The 678-nt window shown below is 66.5% G+C and carries 2 protein-coding genes; one reads left to right on the top strand and one right to left on the bottom strand.

The features are described 5' to 3' along the window. On the top strand, positions 1-338 hold a 338-nt coding region (locus ACK4TH_RS12690), incomplete at its 5' end, for a UTRA domain-containing protein (RefSeq protein WP_409626965.1). Between the two features lie 14 nt (positions 339-352). Here the strand turns inward: ACK4TH_RS12690 and ACK4TH_RS12685 are convergent. After that, positions 353-678: GDSL-type esterase/lipase family protein (locus tag ACK4TH_RS12685; RefSeq protein ID WP_409626963.1), on the bottom strand; the 326-nt coding region annotated here is incomplete at its 5' end.

Here is a 678-nt window from a genome sequence, read left to right as displayed (position 1 = left end):
CGATGCTCTTCCATTCGGTGGTGGTGCACTACGAGAACGAGCGGCCCATCCAAGTCGAAGATCGCTATGTCAATCCCCAAGTGGCGCCCGATTATTTGGCCCAGGACTTTCGCAGCCAGACGCCCAATGCCTACCTGATGCGCGTGGCGCCGCTGCAGGGCGTGCGCTTTGCCATTGAGGCCTGCTTGCCGCCGAAGGAGATTGGCGATCTACTGCGCATGGAAACGCACGAACCTTGCCTGGTGTTGCGTCGCCAGACCCAGTCCAAAGGTCAAGTGGCCTCGGTGGCGGCGATGTGGCATCCGGCATCGCGCTACCAATTTACCGGCAGTTTCTAGCGTGGGTGACGGAATCAGCGGCTTGGGGGCAGCAGGGGCCGCATGACCGGCCAGACGTTGTCCAGCATGATCGGCTGCGCCTTCTCGTTCGGGTGGATGCGGTCGGGCTGGAACAGGGCGATGGCCTGCGGGCCGTCGGCCACGCCAGCCAGGAAGAACGGCACCAGCGCCGCCTTTTCCTCCCGGGCCAGGTCCGTGTAGACGGCGCGGAAGTCGGCGCGGTAGCGCTCGCCGTAGGTGGGCGGCATGTCCATGCCGAGCAGCAGCACGCGCGCGCCGGCCTCGCGGCTGGCGCGGATCATGGCGCGCAGGTGGTCGCGCGTGCCGGTGAGCGGCAGGC

Origin of the sequence: Tepidimonas sp. (assembly GCF_046292505.1) — a bacterium.
Lineage (GTDB): Bacteria > Pseudomonadota > Gammaproteobacteria > Burkholderiales > Burkholderiaceae_C > Tepidimonas.
This window is presented reverse-complemented; position numbering and strand designations above follow the sequence as displayed.